Source organism: Rhodococcus sp. LW-XY12, from assembly GCF_019317345.1.
GTDB classification, from domain to species: domain Bacteria; phylum Actinomycetota; class Actinomycetes; order Mycobacteriales; family Mycobacteriaceae; genus Rhodococcus; species Rhodococcus pyridinivorans.
In genome coordinates, this window is the sequence record NZ_CP079225.1 from 1,073,275 (window position 1) to 1,089,138 (window position 15,864).

Below are 15,864 nucleotides of genomic sequence, written 5' to 3' on the forward strand. Positions count from 1 at the left end.
GCCCGATTCGTCCCTGTTGAAGCCGGTGGGCAGCGTTACTACGATCTCCGCGCACTGAAGTTTTTCGACTTCTCACCAGAAAAGGCACGGAGCACGATGCTCAAAGGTTTCAAGGATTTCCTGCTGCGCGGAAATGTCGTCGAACTCGCCGTCGCAGTGGTCGTCGGCGCGGCGTTCACGTCCATCGTCACGGCGTTCACCGATCACATCGTGAACCCGCTGGTCGCTGCTGTGGGTGGCGACAATGAGATGGGCTTCGGCTTCCGCCTGCTCTCGTCGAACGACGCGACCTTCGTCAACCTGGGCGCCGTCATCTCCGCGGCGATCAACTTCTTGATCATCGCGGCCGTCGTCTACTTCGTGCTCATCGTGCCGGTCAACGCGGCCAAGGCCCGCTTCGCGCCGGAGAAGGAGCCCGAGGACGAGCCGCTGAGCGAGACCGATCTGCTCATCCAGATCCGCGACCTGCTCGAGACCGGGAGTTACAACCACGCCCCTGCCGAGGTGCCCTCGGCCGAAGCGCCCGTCAAGGTCACCGAGCGCTGATAACCTGCGAGAATGTTCGACCTCGCCATCGATCCAGACTCGCCTGTCCCGCCGTTCGAGCAACTGCGGCGACGCATCGTCGACCTGGTCCACGATGGTGAGCTGATCGCTGGTACCAAGCTGCCCACCGTCCGGGGCCTCGCCGACACCCTCGGCATCGCTCCGAACACGGTCGCCAAGACCTACCGGGAACTCGAGAAGGTGGGTGTGCTCGAGGCCCGGGGGCGGGCGGGGACGTTCGTCGCCGACACGGGCGATCCCACCCGCACGCGGGCCCAGCGATCCACCAACGAGTACGTCACCGAGGTGAGGGCACTCGGGATGTCCGACGAGGAGATCCTCGAGTTCGTCTCGGCCGCCCTGCGCGCGGGTTGACCTGCCGATCTTCCGGTTCGTGCAGAGAATGCACGGCGCGTCCGGAATGTGATGATTTTCTCGGGTTCGACGATTCCGCTCCGCAGGCGCCCGAAACTTGCAAGGTTTGTTCGCATGAATGTCCCTGGTGATCGGCCCGGGTCCGAGGAGATCGACGAGGTCTCGGGCGCCCGTGCTTCTGAAGTAGCCGCGTCCGCGGCGCATCCGCCGCAGACCGACAAAGTGGTCTTCGGAGTCGCTGCCGCGCTGGTCGCGGCGATCGTGGTGTGGGGCCTGGCCGCCACCGACAATTTCGGGACCGTTACCGGGAACATCCTCGACTGGATCGTCGTCGAGTTCGGTTGGTTGTTCGTGCTCACGGCGAGCGGATTCGTGTTCTTCGCGCTCTGGCTGGCGGTGAGCCGATACGGCCGCATTCCGCTCGGCAAGGACGACGAGAAGCCGGAGTTCCGCACCGTCAGCTGGATCTCGATGATGTTCGCCGCCGGCATGGGCATCGGCTTGATGTTCTTCGGTGTCGCCGAACCGCTCTCGCACTTCGTCGAGCCGCCACCGGGCAGCACCGGCGGCACCGGCGTCGCGATGGCGACCTCGATGTTCCACTGGAGCCTGCATCCCTGGGCGATCTACGCCGTGGTGGGTCTGGCCATCGCCTACGGCACCTTCCGCAGGGGTCGCAAGCAGCTCATCAGCTCGGCGTTCATCCCGCTGCTGGGACGCCGGGCCGAAGGTCCGCTCGGCAAGGTCATCGACATCCTCGCCCTGTTCGCGACCCTGTTCGGCACCGCGGCGTCGCTCGGCCTGGGCGCGCTGCAGATCGGCTCGGGCTTCGAGGTCACCGGCTGGCTCGAGACGGCCGGAGTGATGCTGCTCGTCGCGATCGTCGCACTGCTCACGCTCGCGTTCATCGCCTCCGCGGTCACGGGTGTCGCCAAGGGCATCCAATATCTGTCGAACATCAACATGGTGCTCGCCGCGATCCTGGCGATCTTCGTGTTCGTGCTCGGACCCACCGTCTTCATCCTCAACCTCGTGCCCACCACCCTCGGTGCCTACGCCGCGGAGTTCGCCCGCATGTCGGCGCGCACGGCCGCCTCCAACGAGGCCGCAGGTGAGTGGCTGTCGAGCTGGACGATCTTCTACTGGGCGTGGTGGGTCTCGTGGGCGCCCTTCGTCGGCATGTTCCTCGCCCGCATCAGCCGCGGCCGCACCATCCGCGAGTTCATCGTCGGTGTCATCCTCGTCCCGAGCCTCGTCAGCCTCATCTGGTTCTCGGTGTTCGGCGGCGCCGGTATCGGACAGCAGCTGGACGGCCTGGACATCGCGGGTGCCGACAGCGTCGAAGGACAGCTGTTCGGGGTGCTCGGCAACCTCCCGCTCACCGGCATCGCCACGGTCGTCGCGATGCTCCTCATCGCCATCTTCTTCATCTCCGGAGCGGACTCCGCGTCGATGGTGATGGGCAGCCTCAGTCAACGCGGCACCCTCGCGCCGAATCGCGGCGTCGTGGTCTTCTGGGGCGGACTCACCGGCGGTGTCGCGGCCCTGCTGCTGTGGAGCGGCGGCGAGGAAGCCCTCAACGCCCTGCAGACGATGACGATCATCGCGGCAGCTCCCTTCCTCCTCGTGATGATCGGTCTGTGCGTGTCGCTGTACCGGGATCTGCAGCGCGACCCCCTGATCACGGGCGGGCGCAGGAAACGGACACTGCGCAAGGTCGAATGACCGAGCGGTCCCACATCGCGGACGTCGAGTTCCTGCTCGACGTCCTCGATGCGCGTCCGGGCACGTCCGTCCTCGCGATCGACGCCGGGCCCGCCTCCGCCGTGGTCGCCGAGAACGTCGGTCCCCACGGCCGCGTGCGCGTGGCACCCTCGGTGACCCGCGCCCACGAGTTCGCGCAGCGGGAGAAGTTCGACCGCATCTACGCACTCGACATCCCCGACCTCCGCGAGGACACCGCCGCCGCGGCCGCCCTCGCGCCGCTGCTGACCGACGACGGACAACTGTGGGTGATCGACGGGGCAGGACCGGGGGAGGACACCGGAACCGTCTCGATGACCGTGAGTACCGTTCTCGCACGGGCAGGATTCGCGATCGTCGACATCCTCGAACGCGGATCGCGAGTCGCGGTGTGGGCGGCGGCCGGACGACGGCATCACGGGTGACACACGACGCCGCGTGCCTGCGGTGAGTTGTCGCCCACCCCGAGTACGGTGTCGCCTGCCCGGCAGTTGCTCTTCGAGAGGAGTGCGCGTGACCGACACCGACCGATTCGACGAGGCCCTCGACCGCGATTGGTCCCGTTACGCCTCGCAACTGGCCCGGCGCATCTCCGAACTCGCCGGACCCGACGCCTTCGAACTGCACGCCGAGACCGCCTCGGGGCCCGCGGCCTGCGTGCGGGTGCTCGCGAGCGCCGGGGGACACGCCACGATCGAGGTCACCGGATCCGAGCCGGTCACCAGGCCTGTGTCCGAGGCCGACACGCTCGCCCGGCACATCGTGTCGGTGCTGCGCGGTCGCGGGAAGGTGCCGCATCCGGCCTTCTTGCAGGCACACCCGCCCTCAGCCCTCGGCGACCTCCGCGAACGCGTGAGCGATGCGCTCGCGCACGCCCTCGGCCGTCCTGTGCCGGTCGACGCCGACGGCGACTTCGTCGTCGTCCTCGACTCCCATGTGGTCTTCGTCGTGATCGACGACGACGGCAGCATCCGGCTGTGGGCACCGCTGCTGCACGCGATCCCCGAGGACGACACCCCGGGAGCCGCGCCCACCGGCGGTCGCACCCACGCGCTCGCCGAGCTCACCGAACTGAACCGGACGTGGCCGCACATCAAGGTGGTGCTCGTCGAGGACCGGCTTGTCGCCACCGTCGACCTGCTCGGCGATCCGTTCGTGCCCCGCCACCTGTCCGAGCTGCTCCAACGACTCAAGGGCTTCCTCACGGTCGTCGACGAGCGATTCGAGCGCCGCTTCGACGGCATCCGCTACGGCTCCGACAGGGACCGCGACGTCGAGCTGGCCGAGGGCAGCGTGCTCGACGAACCCAACTGAGCTCTCCTCGGGACGAGCGACTGCGCTCCGCTCAGCGCCAGCTGGGGAGCCACAGCTGGTCGTTCCAGTGCTCCGGGGTGATCGGCAGCGCCGTGAGAATCGGCCACAACCACACGAAGTTCGCGATGACGAGCCCGACATACAGGCACACCACGAGCAGCCCGGTCGTCCGTCGTTCCGTCGAGGCGTGCGGCGACCCGAGGATGTCGCCGAGCACCAGCGCGACACCCATCACCAGGAACGGCGCCATCGGCACCGCGTAGAAGTAGTACATCTGCCGGTCGAGGCTCGCGAACCACGGGAGGATCCCCGCGCCGTATCCGGTGAGCACCGCGGCCCACCGCCAGTCGCGGCGGACGAGCAGCTGCCACAGTCCCCATCCGAGCACCGGCACCGACACCCACCACAGCGCCGGCGTTCCGATCAGCATCACGGCCTTGACGCACTGCTCGGCGTCGCATCCGCTGATCCGCTCACCGTCGGCGAAGTAGTACAGCATCGGACGCAGGCCCATCGGCCACGTCCACGGCTTCGACTCCCAGGGATGCTGGTTGCCGGCCGAGTTCGTCAGGCCGGAGTGGAACTCCAGGACGCTCGCGCTGTAGTACCAGAGTGACCGCAGCGCGTCGGGCACGAACGAGAACATCCCGTCGTGGCCGATCCGCGAGCCGACCGCGTGACGGTAGACGCCGGTCTCGCTCGCGAACCACGCCCAGTAGGTCGACAGGTACACCCCGAGCGGGACGAGCACGAGGGCATACAGTGCCGGGCCGATGTCGCGCAGGGCCGTCCCGATCCACGGTCGCTGCACCCGGTACGCGCGACGCGTCGCGAGGTCGAAGGCCACGGACATCAGCCCGAAGAACGCGATGAAATACAGGCCCGACCACTTGGTGCCCACCGCGAGACCCAGCAGGATGCCCGCACCGAAGCGCCACCAGCGCACCCCGAAACGCGGACCCCACACACTGTCGAGGACACGGCCCTCGGCGTGCACCTTCGCCATGCGGGAACGCACATCGTCGCGATCGACGATCAGGCATCCGAAGGCCGCGACGACGAAGACCGCCTGGAAGATGTCGAGCATGCCGAGGCGGGACGACACGAAGGTCACCCCGTCGACGACGAGCAGCAGACCGGCGATCGCGCCGAGCATCGTCGAACGGGTCAGCCGCCGCACGATCCGCACGACCAGCAGGACGAGCACGACACCGGCCGCAGCGGCCGAGAAACGCCAACCCCACGCGGTGTATCCGAACAGTGCCTCGCCGAGCGCGATCATCTGTTTGCCGACGGGCGGATGCACGACGAGCCCGTAGCCGGGATTGTCCTCGATCCAGCCGCCGGTGAGCACCTGCCAGCCCTGCGGTGCGTAGTGCTTCTCGTCGAACACCGGCGTCTTCGCATCGGTGGGGTAGTTGAGCATCGTGAACCGCGTGATCGCGGCGAGCGCCGTGACGAAGGCGGTGACGATCCAGCCCCGCGCCCGATCTCCCGGAAGGGGCTCGGGTCCGGGCACCAACGGGCCTGGACCGATGAGGCGACGATCCTGCGCTGCCGACGGACCACGGCCGGGGGCCTGTGAAGGGCTGCGGTCCGTCACGGTCACGTTCCGATCGTAGGCTGAGCCGTATGCAGGCAGCCAAACCGGTCCACGGCGCGAACCCGGGAGAGGGCCGGCTCGTGCTGGCCGCCACTCCGATGGGAGATATCGGTGACGCCTCGGCGCGTCTCCGCGACGCTCTCGGCACCGCCGACGTCATCGCCGCCGAGGACACCCGGCGCACCAAGGCACTCGCCGCGGCGCTCGGCGTCACCATCACCGGGCGGGTCGTGAGCTTCTACGATCAGGTCGAGGTGTCGCGACTGCCGGGCCTGGTCACCGACATCGAGGAGGGCCGCACCGTCCTGCTCGTCACCGACGCGGGCATGCCGTCGGTGAGCGATCCCGGCTATCGGCTCGTCGCGGCGTGCGTCGAGACCGGTCTGCCGGTGACCTGCCTACCCGGCCCGTCCGCCGTGACCACCGCCCTCGCCCTGTCGGGCCTGCCGGTCGAGCGGTTCTGCTTCGACGGGTTCCCACCCCGCAAACCGGGCCAGCGACGCGCGTATTTCGGCACGCTCGTCCAGGAGCCTCGCGCCGTGGTGTTCTTCGAGGCACCGCACCGGCTCGCGGCCTGTCTGGCCGACGCCGTCGACGTGCTCGGCGGTGACCGTCGCGCCGCCGTCTGCCGCGAACTCACCAAGACCTACGAGGAAGTGCGCCGCGGCACGCTCGCCGAACTCGCCGAGTGGGCCGTCGAGGGCGCGCGCGGTGAGATCACCGTGGTGCTCGAAGGGGCGGTTGCCGTGGCCACCGACCCCGTCGACCTCGTCGACGAGGTGGAACGGAAGGTCGAGGACGGGATGCGGCTGAAGGACGCCTGCGCCGTCGTCGCCGAAGCGGCGTCGACGTCGTCCGGTGCGACGGTCTCGAAGCGCGAACTGTACGACGCGGTGCTGGAAGCGCGTCGCGACTGACGCGGTGCTGGAAGCGCGTCGCGACTGACGCGGTGCTGGAAGCGCGTCGCGACTGACGCGGCCTGCCGCCCACCGATCGAGAAGAACGCATATCGGACGCGCCGCGGGGTCCGGGGACATTGCGTGCCACGGAAGCCTAGACTCTGCCGGGTCCCGAGCGCAGACGTCACCGGCACCGGCCGGTCGGACGCTGTCGGGGGCTTCGGACGATCAGGAGGACGCGGATGGATTCGGTGAACGATTTCCTCGTCGAGGTGGGCGGGGTGGTGTGGGGGCCGTACCTGCTCATCCCGCTGCTGTTGGGCACGGGCCTCGTGCTCACGATTCGGCTGAAGGGCATCCAGTTCCGCAAGCTGTGGCCCGCACTGCGGCTGGGTCTGATCACCCGCCACGACGAAGGCGCCACCGAAGGCGACATCTCCCAGTACCAGGCACTGACCACCGCGCTCGCCGCGACGGTGGGCGTGGGCAACATCGCTGGTGTCGGCACCGCGATCTACTTCGGCGGGCCCGGCGCGCTGTTCTGGATGTGGGTCACCGGCCTGGTCGGCATGGCCAGCAAGTACTCCGAGGCGTTCCTCGGCGTGAAGTACCGCACGACCGACGCCAAGGGTGAGCAGAGCGGTGGTCCGCAGTACTACCTCGCCCGCGCCATCCCCAACAAGGCCGGTCTCGTCCTGAGCCTGCTGTTCGCGGTGTTCGCCGTGCTCGCCAGCTTCGGCATCGGCAACATGACCCAGGCCAACACCGTCGCCACCCAGCTCGACGGCACCTTCGGTGTGCCGACCTGGCTCAGTGGCATCGTGATGACCGTGCTCGCCGCGGCAGTCCTGCTCGGCGGCATCAAGTCCATCGGCAGGGTCACCGCCGGCTTCGTGCCCGCGATGATCCTCCTCTACGTCGGCGCCGGCATCATCGTCCTCGCGGTCAACTTCACGCAGATCCCCGATGCCTTCGCGCTCATCTTCACCGATGCCTTCACCGGCACGGCGGCCACCGGTGGCTTCATCGGATCGGTCTTCATGATCGCTCTGCGTTACGGCGTGGCGCGCGGCATCTTCTCGAACGAGTCGGGCATGGGCAGCGCGGCGATCGCCGCCGCGGCCGCCCAGACCACCCACCCGGTGCGTCAGGGCCTGGTGTCGATGACCCAGACGTTCATCGACACGATCATCGTCGTCACCTTCACCGGTCTGGTCATCGTCACGACCGGAGCCTGGGAGTCCGGCGAGCAGGGCGCCGCGATGACATCGGCCGGCTTCGCCGACGGCCTCGGTGGGGACTGGGGTCACTGGATCGTTGCCATCTCGGTCGTCTTCTTCGCCTTCTCGACGATCCTCGGCTGGTCGTACTACGGCGAGCGGTGCGTCGAGCGTCTCGTCGGTCGCCGCGGCGTGGTGCCCTACCGCGCGATCTTCGTGATCGTGGTGTTCATCGGTGCCACCACCCAGCTCGAGGTGGTCTGGAACTTCTCGGACGTGATGAACGGCCTCATGGCGCTGCCGAACCTGATCGGTCTGCTGGTGCTGTCGGGTCTGATCGCGCGGGAGACGAAGGCCTACCTGGATCGCGATCCGTATCTGTTGAACAGCCCCGTCGCGACGGACGATCCCGACGTCGTGAAGTAGGCCGGGGATACGCGAAGGGCCCCGCGTGATGCGGGGCCGAACGTATGTGGAGCATGCCTCCACGCCGACCCGGAACTACCCCTCGTCAGTCCCTATCGGCGTGGAGGCCCCCGCCCCACACTGCAAGGCCGAACCTTGCGTGGTCACCACTCTTCCCCGTCTTTGATGGGGACGAAGAATACCGACCGGCGCGGAACCGGTATCATCCCTGCTCAGACGTGGTGAGGAATTTTTCCGCAGCGGATGTTTGCAGGCGGGGAACGGGAGCACGAAGGGCGCGGAACGGATGTCAGAGACCGGCGGAAAGCCTGGTTCGGCGCAGCGTCAGTTCTTCGCCGACCAGTTGCGCATGCTGTTCGCCGCAGCCGGTCGTCCCGCCCTCAAGAAGGTCGTCTCGGATGCCGCGACCGTCGCCCGGGCGGTGGGCAGCGACCGGACCGTCTCCGTACAGCGGGTCAGCGACTGGCGCAGCGGCAACCGGATGCCGGCCAACTTCGAGTCGGTGCATCCGGTGCTCGTGGTCCTCATCCGCGCGGCGCGGGAGCTCAACGCCGAACCGCCGGCCCCCGGTCTGTACTCCCTGAAGCAGTGGGAGAACTGGTGGAAGGCCGCGCGCGGCCAGGCGAACGCTCCGCGCACCAAGGAATCGGCATCGGTATCGGTGCCGCCCGGGATCCGCCCTTACAAGGGACTCGCCTCCTACCGTCAGAACGACGCCCGGTTGTTCTTCGGGCGCGCCCAGAGTGTGCGGACCCTCGCCGACGTGGTGACGGCCTCCCACGGGCAGGGCCCGGTCGTGGTGACCGGTGCCTCCGGCGTCGGCAAGTCCTCGCTCGTACAGGCCGGTCTCATTCCCCAGCTGTGTTCCGCGCCGGACTGCCACCCGGTGGTCCTCACCCCCGGCACCGACCCGGTGGCACGACTCGTCGACGCGCTCCCCGAACTGACCGACGTCGGCGACCCCGCCGACCACACCGCCGTCCACGCGGCCCTGCGTGCCGCGACCTCCCGTACGTCGTCGTCCTTGCTGCTGATCGTCGTCGACCAGATCGAGGAACTGTTCACCCAGTGCAGCGACGTCGCTCTGCGCACCGAGTTCCTCACCCTCATCGAGACGGCGTCGACCGGTTCGGACGGCGACGCGCCCGCACTCGTCGTCGCGACGATGAGGTCGGACTTCTACGACCAGGCAGTGGCCACTCCCGTGCTCGCCCGGGCCCTCGAACGGCGGACCAAGACCGTCCAGCCCCTCGACCGCGACGATCTCGTCGAGGTCATCACCGCGCCCGCCAAACTCGTGGGTGTCCGCCTCGAACCAGGTCTCGTCGACCTCATCCTCCACGACCTCACCGGACTGGCCGACGGTGAGATCAGCGGCACCGAACTTCCCCTGCTGTCCCACCTGCTCGACTCCCTGTGGGACAAGCGCAGCGGGGGCACGCTCACCGTCGCCGCCTACCGCGCGACCGGCGGGGTCCGCGGATCCGTCGCCGCCGGCGCCGAACGAGCGTGGGAGAGTCTCGCCGACGATTCCGACCGTGCCCGTGCCCGCTCGATGCTCGTCCACCTGGTGTACGTCACCACGACCGGCACGGACGTCAAGATCGCGCGGTCGCTGAACGAACTGCTCGCGGTCGGCGGGGAGGATCGCGACGCGTCGAAGCGCGTCCTCGACCATTTCGTGTCGGCACGTGTGCTCGTCGTCGACGCCGACTATGTCGAACTCATCCACGATGCGGTGATCGACGCGTGGCCCCGACTCAAGTCCTGGATCCAGCAGGACCGCGCCGGTGCCGCCCTGCGACAGCAGATCGAGGCCGACGCGTCGACCTGGCTCGGCTCCGGACGCAACCGCGAGCTGCTCTACCAGCGCGGACGCATGGACGTCGTGTCCGAGCAGAATCCGCACCTCGCCATGGCGGGCACTCCCGAGGGCCGGCGCGGGCCGGTCGCGCTCAGCCCCACCGCGGTGGCCTTCCTCGACGCCTCCCGGCGGCAGATCGCCCGCGAGACCCGGACCCGGCGGGTCGGCATCACCGCGATGGCGCTGTCCACGATCATCGCGTTCGTCATGACCGGACTGGCCTGGGACGCGAAGAGCCGGGCCGAGACGGCACGGAGCACCGCGCAGTTCCAGCAGATCGTCGCGCTGTCCGACTCCCTGCGGGACAAGGACTCCACGATCTCGGCGAACCTGGCGCTCGTCGCGGCCGAACTCCAGCCCGACAGCCCGGTCGCGTACTCGAGGCTCATCGCCAGCCAGGCCGTGCCCCTCGCCTACACACTGAGCGGACACACCGGGCCGGTCTACGGCGTCGTCGTCTCCCCCGACGGGGCCACCCTCGCGTCGGCGAGCGATGACGGCACCGTCCGCCTGTGGGCACTCGACGGCGACGAACCGTCCGCCGTGGGCGAGCCGTTGCGGTTGTCGTCGAAGTACATGGCGTCCGTCTCGTTCAGCCCCGACGGCCGTTTCCTCGCGATCGGGGCAGGTGACGGCGGTGTGTGGATCTACGACGCGTCCGATCGTGCCGCGCCGCGCGTGGTGCTCGACCGGCAGGTCTACGCCGACGGCGCCGTGCACAACGTGCGGTACTCACCCAACGGGCGGGTGCTCGCCGTGCCCTACGACGACGGGCACGTCGCACTCGTCGACACCTCGGATCCCGGATCGGGCCGGTTCCCCGTCACCTTGGTCGACGAGCACGACGGTGGTGTGCGGACGGTGGCCTTCCGTCCCGGTGGGCAGGTCCTCGCCACGTCGAGCGACGACCGCACCGTCCGGCTATGGGACGTGAGCACGCCCTCGCGGCCGGTGCCGCTCGGTGAGCCGCTCACCGGTTTCGGCGACGTGGCCCATTCGGTGAGCTTCAACGGCGACGGCACGATCCTCGCGGCGAGCAGCGACGACGGTGTGCTGCACCTGTTCGACACCACCGATCCGAGCGCGGCCCGCCCGCTGGGGGTGCCGACGAACGCCCACACCGGCGGTGTCTGGAACATCGCGTTCCTCCCCGACGGACGCACACTGGCGAGCGCGTCCTGGGACGGCACCGCGAAACTGTGGGACGTCGACCCGTCGACACGAACCCTCGACGAGATCGGCCCGCCGCTGACCGGGCACGGAGGCGGTGTCCCGACGCTCGCGGTGAGCCCGACCGGGACCACCGTCGTCACCGGCGGACAGGATTCCAACGTCCGGGTGTGGACGATGCCGCAGACCCGGATGGCGGTCGCCGACGGAGCGCTGACCAGGCCGGCGATCGATCGTGCCGGAGCCCTCGTCGCGACCGGCAGCTACGGACCGGATGTCACGCTCTGGCGGGTCGATCAGGGCGGCGACTGGAACCGCGCCGGTGGGATCGCGTTGCCGCGCCCGCTCGGCGGTGCGTACGTGTGCGCGCTCTCGCCCGCGGGCACGATCCTGGCCACGGCACCGACCTCCGGCGGCAGCGTGCAATTGTGGGACGTGCGCGATCCGGCAACACCGAAGCCGTTCGGCGATCCGGTGCCGCTCGACACGAGGTTCACCTCCGCCCTGGCGTTCGGACCCGACGGCACGACCCTCGTGACCGGCGCCGACGACTCCACGGTGCAGTTGTGGGACATCGCGGATCCCGCCGAACCGGTGCCGTGGGGCCAGCCGCTGACGGGACCGAAGAATCTCGTGCGCAGTGCTGCCATCAGCCCCGACGGCCGAAGTCTCGTGGTCACGAGCGCCGACAGCGAGATCTACGCCTGGAACGTGACCGATCCGCGCTCCCCGACACGGGTGAACGTCTCGGACGGGCACGCAACCGGCGTGAACACCGTGGCCTTCGGCGGGTCGAGCGACGTGCTGGTGACCGGCGGGGACGACCACGACGTGGTGGTCTGGGACCGCACCGAGTCCGGTGACTTCGTCGCCCGCGAGACCCGGTTGAGCGGCCACACCGGCACGGTCTACTCCGTCTCCATCACCCTCGACGGCACCCGCGCGGTCAGCGGCAGCGACGACGGCACTGTCCGTCTGTGGGACGTCGCCGACCCGGGCGGCATGCACGAGATCGGTGGCCCGGTCACCGACATGGGAACGGGACGATGGCAGGTGACCTTCGCGCCCGACAGCACCATCGTCGCCGCCGGTGGCGACGGTCTGCTCCGCACATGGGGGCTCGACGCCGATGCCGTCGTAGCCCGCATCTGCCGTTCCACCTCGGTGCGACTCGAGGAGGTCCTCGACCGTTACGAGTTGCCGTCGCCTCCCGACGAGGTGTGCTGAACGGCTGCCCGCGCGTCGCCGAGCGCGAGGATGCTGGCGGCCTTGTCGAGGCATTCCTGCCATTCCGCGTCGGGATCGGAGTCGATGGTGATGCCGCCTCCCACACCGAGCGCGCACACGCCGTTGCCGCTGTCGTCGTGCCCGAACTCGACGGTGCGGATCGCGACGTTCAGTTCGGTGCCGGCGATCGGACTCGACATGCCGACGGTGCCGCAGTAGACACCTCGCGCGGAACCCTCCCACCTGGTGAGCAGCGTCCGGGCGCGGAGTTTCGGGCAGCCCGTCACCGATGCGGGCGGGAACGCCGCGTCGAGCACATCGGCGACCGTCACACCCGGTCGCCGCTCCGCCGCGACGGTGGACACCAGATGCCACACGCCGGGTGCGGGACGCACGGTCAGAAGATCCTCGACCCGCACCGAACCGGTCTCGGCGACGCGGCCGAGATCGTTGCGGACGAGATCGACGATCATCACGTTCTCGGCGACGTCCTTGACCGATGCCCGTAGCCCGGCGGGGTCGGCGGAGAGGGGGAGGGTGCCCTTGATCGGACTCGACCGCAGCGTGTCGCCGTGGAGGGAGACGAACAGTTCGGGCGAGAGCGACGCGACCGCACCCCACGATCCCTGCAGGTAGGCGGCGCGCGGAGGGTCAGTCCGGGAGATCCCGTCGGCGAAGAACGCCAGCGGATCGCCGTCCCATCTGCCCGTGAACCGCGTGCACACGCACGCCTGGTACACCTCGCCGGCGCGGATCGCGTCGAGACAGTGTTCGACGCCGCGGCGGTGCTCGTCGCGAGGCGGTGGTGTCCAGTCGATGTGCCAGTCCGTGGCGTTCGTCGACTCTGTGGCGTTCGTCGGCGGGGCGGCGGTCGACGGTGAATCGAGGACTGCCGCGGCGAGATCGTCGGGGCAGGGTGCGGTACCGAGGGTCTCGTACCACCAGCACCCGTCGGCGTCGAGACGCAGGACAGTGTCGGTCCACCCGCTCGCGGCGAGGGGCAGCGCGGGTCGGTCCGGGATGCGATCCGGGTAGGCGAGATAACCGATGCGCCCGCCTCCGATGAGCGGCCGGTCGTCACTGCGCTGGAAGCGCCGATCGGCACCGCCGGGCCCGGGAGCGTCCGCGGGGAGGGAGAAGACCTCTGCCGGTGGGACGGATTCGACGGACACGGACGGGACGAGCACGGCCGCCGCCCCGAACCATTCACCCGACAGTGCCGCCGGGGCGGGGATCGCGAGGATCCTGGCGCGTTCTGCGAGTGCACCGAGCACGCGATCGACGGTGCCGCCGCGGCCGAGTCGTTCCATCCGCATGGCGTCAGCTTGTCATGTCTGGTCGGAAGCATCGGGACGAGCCCGGAGATGCGTGAGCTTGTCGGGATTGCGGACCACGTAGACGCCGGTGATCAGGTGGTCGTCGATCTCGAGGTGCAGCACCATGTCGAGGACACCTGCCGAGTAGACGAGGAAACCGGGCATCGAGTTCACCACGGCCGGCTCGATGGTCATGTCGGGCAGCGGATGCCGGACCAGTCCGAGGAACAGGCCGGCGACCTTCGCGGAGCCGAAGACCGGAACTCGGGCCGCAGTGACCTTGCCGCCACCGTCGGCGAGGTACCGCACGTCGGGAGCCAGCAGCGACAGCAGTCCGTCGAGGTCGCCGGTGGTGGCCGCGGTGAGGAACGCCGCGACCACCCGGTCGGTCTCGTCGCCCGCGGGAGTGAAGCGTCGCTGCCGGGCATGGACGTGCTCGCGGGCGCGGTGCGCGATCTGCCGGACGGCACTCTCGGTACGGTCGACCGTCTCGGCGATGCGCCCGTACTCGAAACCGAACACCTCGCGCATCACGAAAACCGCGCGTTCGACGGGCGTCAATGTCTCGAGCACCAACAGCATCGCGGTCGACACCGACTCGGCGAGTTCGACCTCGGCGGCTGCGTCGGGGGCGGTGAGCATCGGCTCGGGCAACCACGGCCCGACGTAGTCCTCCCGGCGGCGTTGCGCCGAGCGCAGCGAGTTCAGCGCCTGACGCGTCACGATCTGCGCCGCGTAGGCCCGCGGATTGTCGACGCTGCCGGTGTCGGTGCGGGCCCAGCGGATGTAACTCTCCTGCAGGACGTCCTCGCTGTCGGCGACACTGCCGGTGATCTCGTAGGCGATCGAGAACAGCAGTCCCCGATGCTCGGTGAAGACGTCGTCGCCGGTCATACGTGAGCCTTCTCGCGTGCGGCGGTGTCCGGTCCGCGTCGGGACGGCAGGGCACGTCCGCGCGCCTGGAGTTGCATGGTGTGGATGGTCCCACGAACGACGGCTTCCTTCACCGGTGCTGCGAGCCGACCGCGCAGGGCCCACCTCGACGGGGTGTCGTCGCGTGCCGACAACTGCACGACGCCGCGATCGCGGCCGAGAGAGATGCAGGTCGTGACGAAACCGAGCGAGAGCGGTGCCGGCTCGCGTCCCTGCAACAACTGCCACACCGTGTCGGCGCCGTGGATGCCGAGCGGCATCGCCGCCTGGCAGCTCATGCGCAGGTGGTCGTTGCCGTCCACCACCACTGCGTCGCCCACGCCGACGACCGGCATGACGTCGCCCACGCCGACGACCGGCATGCCGTCGCCCACGCCGACGATCGGCGAGCCGTCGACCGCCTGCAGGGTGTCGCGCACCCGGAGACGACCGTCGTCGTCGACCGGCAGGCCGCTGCGACGGGCCAGGTCGGGCACGGAGAAACCGGCCGTGCGGACCACGAGGGTCGCGGGGATCTCGGAGCCGTCGTCGAGGACGACCGAGCCGTCGTCGATGTGGGCGACCCGCGTTCCCGACCGGACCTGAACGCCCAGTTCGTCGAGCCGGTGGCGGATGTAACGCTGCGTGTTCACAGGAAGGGCCGCTCCCGGATCGCCGACGAGGACGAGGGTGTGCCGCGGATGCGACTGTGCGAGTTCGGTGACGGTCTCGAGACCGGTGAGCCCGCCACCGATCACGACGACGGAGGCGTGATCGTCCGCCTCGATGAGCGCGTCGCGCAGGGCAGTGGCGGAGTCGAGGTCGGCGACGGAGAACGCCTTCTCCGCACCGGGGATCGCGCCGGAGCCCGTGGTGCTGCCGACGGCGTAGACCACCGCGTCGCATGGCAGGACCGTGCCGTCGGCGAGGGACACCGCGTAGGGCTCGATCCGTACGGCCGTGCCGACGTGCAGCGTCACCCGCGGGTGCAGGAGATCGGACAGTTCGTGTGTGGCGGTTCCGGATCCGGCCGCCACCTGGTGGAGCCGGACGCGTTCGACGAAGACCGGTCGCGGGTTCACGACGGTGACCGCCACCTCGGGGTGTTCGGCGAGCAAGCGGTTCGCAGCCATCACTCCGGCGTAGCCCGCCCCTACGACCACCACATGGAATTGCGTCGTCATCGCTCTGTTCCCTTCGCTTGTCGGAAGTGGTGTCACCGATAGGACACCGCTCGTGGCAGGGATGT

At 69.2% G+C, this 15,864-nt stretch carries 12 protein-coding genes; 8 read left to right on the forward strand and 4 right to left on the reverse strand.

Going from position 1 to position 15,864, the window contains the following annotated elements:
- Positions 1–96 precede the first annotated feature (96 nt).
- The 5 genes from mscL (at position 97) to KXC42_RS05210 (ending at position 3,978) form a co-directional block, all read left to right on the forward strand.
- On the forward strand, positions 97–546 hold the full coding sequence (gene mscL, locus KXC42_RS05190) for a large conductance mechanosensitive channel protein MscL (RefSeq protein ID WP_006553801.1): 450 nt from the start codon (positions 97–99) through the stop codon (positions 544–546).
- A 12-nt stretch (positions 547–558) separates the two neighbouring features.
- Positions 559–921: a GntR family transcriptional regulator gene (locus tag KXC42_RS05195; protein WP_006553802.1), complete on the forward strand. Its 363-nt coding sequence runs from the start codon at positions 559–561 to the stop codon at positions 919–921.
- Positions 922–1,035: 114 nt separating this feature from the next.
- Complete coding sequence (locus KXC42_RS05200; protein WP_006553803.1) at positions 1,036–2,646, forward strand: BCCT family transporter; 1,611 nt, start codon at positions 1,036–1,038, stop codon at positions 2,644–2,646.
- Entirely contained in the window at positions 2,643–3,089 is a 447-nt protein-coding gene (locus tag KXC42_RS05205; protein WP_071934489.1) for a hypothetical protein, read from the forward strand. The genes KXC42_RS05200 and KXC42_RS05205 overlap by 4 nt, the downstream gene beginning before the upstream one ends.
- 88 nt (positions 3,090–3,177) lie before the next feature.
- On the forward strand, positions 3,178–3,978 hold the full coding sequence (locus KXC42_RS05210; RefSeq protein WP_006553805.1) for a hypothetical protein: 801 nt from the start codon (positions 3,178–3,180) through the stop codon (positions 3,976–3,978).
- Positions 3,979–4,009: 31 nt separating this feature from the next.
- Here the strand turns inward: KXC42_RS05210 and KXC42_RS05215 are convergent, their stop codons facing one another.
- Entirely contained in the window at positions 4,010–5,587 is a 1,578-nt protein-coding gene (locus KXC42_RS05215; RefSeq protein WP_071934490.1) for a dolichyl-phosphate-mannose--protein mannosyltransferase, read from the reverse strand.
- A gap of 23 nt (positions 5,588–5,610) precedes the next feature.
- Here KXC42_RS05215 and rsmI point away from each other — a divergent pair, with 23 nt between their 5' ends.
- From rsmI to KXC42_RS05230, 3 genes are all read left to right on the forward strand, one after another.
- Complete coding sequence (rsmI, locus tag KXC42_RS05220) at positions 5,611–6,498, forward strand: 16S rRNA (cytidine(1402)-2'-O)-methyltransferase (RefSeq protein ID WP_071934491.1); 888 nt, start codon at positions 5,611–5,613, stop codon at positions 6,496–6,498.
- 224 nt (positions 6,499–6,722) lie between these two features.
- On the forward strand, positions 6,723–8,126 hold the full coding sequence (locus KXC42_RS05225; protein WP_006553808.1) for a sodium:alanine symporter family protein: 1,404 nt from the start codon (positions 6,723–6,725) through the stop codon (positions 8,124–8,126).
- Positions 8,127–8,412: 286 nt separating this feature from the next.
- Positions 8,413–12,387 (forward strand): hypothetical protein, encoded by a 3,975-nt coding sequence (locus tag KXC42_RS05230; RefSeq protein ID WP_071934492.1) that lies wholly within the window; start codon positions 8,413–8,415, stop codon positions 12,385–12,387.
- Here the strand turns inward: KXC42_RS05230 and KXC42_RS05235 are convergent.
- The 3 genes from KXC42_RS05235 to KXC42_RS05245 are packed head-to-tail and all read right to left on the reverse strand — an operon-like array spanning position 12,351 to position 15,799.
- Positions 12,351–13,703 carry an aminodeoxychorismate synthase component I gene (locus KXC42_RS05235; protein ID WP_071934493.1) on the reverse strand — a complete coding sequence of 451 codons (1,353 nt, stop codon included), beginning with the start codon at positions 13,701–13,703 and terminating at the stop codon, positions 12,351–12,353. The genes KXC42_RS05230 and KXC42_RS05235 overlap by 37 nt on opposite strands.
- Before the next feature lie 12 nt (positions 13,704–13,715).
- Positions 13,716–14,597, reverse strand: coding sequence for an RNA polymerase sigma-70 factor (locus KXC42_RS05240; protein ID WP_024103206.1), 882 nt, complete (start codon positions 14,595–14,597; stop codon positions 13,716–13,718).
- The gene (locus tag KXC42_RS05245; protein ID WP_083543564.1) at positions 14,594–15,799 is read right to left on the reverse strand and encodes an NAD(P)/FAD-dependent oxidoreductase; all 1,206 of its coding nucleotides are present in this window, start codon (positions 15,797–15,799) and stop codon (positions 14,594–14,596) included. Before KXC42_RS05245 ends, KXC42_RS05240 begins: the two co-directional genes overlap by 4 nt.
- Between the last annotated feature and the right edge of the window lie 65 nt (positions 15,800–15,864).